The sequence below is a fragment of the Synechococcus sp. R55.2 genome (assembly GCF_047462075.1).
Classification (GTDB): domain Bacteria; phylum Cyanobacteriota; class Cyanobacteriia; order Thermostichales; family Thermostichaceae; genus Thermostichus.
In genome coordinates this window covers 1-639 of the sequence record NZ_JANSIH010000275.1, presented here as the reverse complement: position 1 = coordinate 639, position 639 = coordinate 1, and the positions used below count along the sequence as shown (strand labels likewise).

At 55.6% G+C, this 639-nt stretch carries 1 pseudogene; it reads left to right on the top strand.

The features are described from left to right. Positions 1-520, top strand: a pseudogene (locus tag NW838_RS08950) (hypothetical protein); the annotation flags it as partial. Positions 521-639 lie beyond the last annotated feature (119 nt).

Sequence of the window (639 nt, the reverse complement as noted above, 5' to 3'; positions counted from 1 at the left end):
TCTCAGCGAACAAGAAGGGGAACTCGATGAGGGCAGCCGCTGGGCCACCACTTGGTTTGCCCAATATCAATTTGAGCCAGGCCCCTACGGGGAAGCAGAAGTCCTCAGCAAGGCCAGAAACGTCAGCATTGAGTCCCTTGAGGAACTTGGGATCCTAGAAGCCAAGGCCGGCAAGGTGCGGTTGTTGAGAAGAGAGGAAATAGCCCAGAGAAAAGAAAAGGGAGCAGATTCCCTCTCCTTGCTCCTTGCTTCCTCCGCCTGGCTCATCACCCAGACCCTCATCCACACCCTCGATCGGAAAGGAGAAATGGAAGCCGCCGCTCTCCTGGCTGCCTTGGGAGATAGAGGTGCGGTTGCCCGCGATCTGGCCTATCGGCTCTATACCCTCTGCGAAAAGAAAGGCTGGACTCAAGAAGCCCTAGCCTATAACACTCTCGTCATTGCCTGGCCGGAAATTAACCGGCTAGCATCCGAAATAAAGAAAAAGCAGTATGATCCTTTCCAGCCCAGCTTGCTTTAGTTCCCTACCTCTGGGGGAAGCAAAGCGTGACATACTCCCATCGCTGACCCTACGGGTACAGTGCGGGCTTCTCGCTTCATCGGGGAGCCTACGCAAGAACCCTCCACGAGCAGACACGG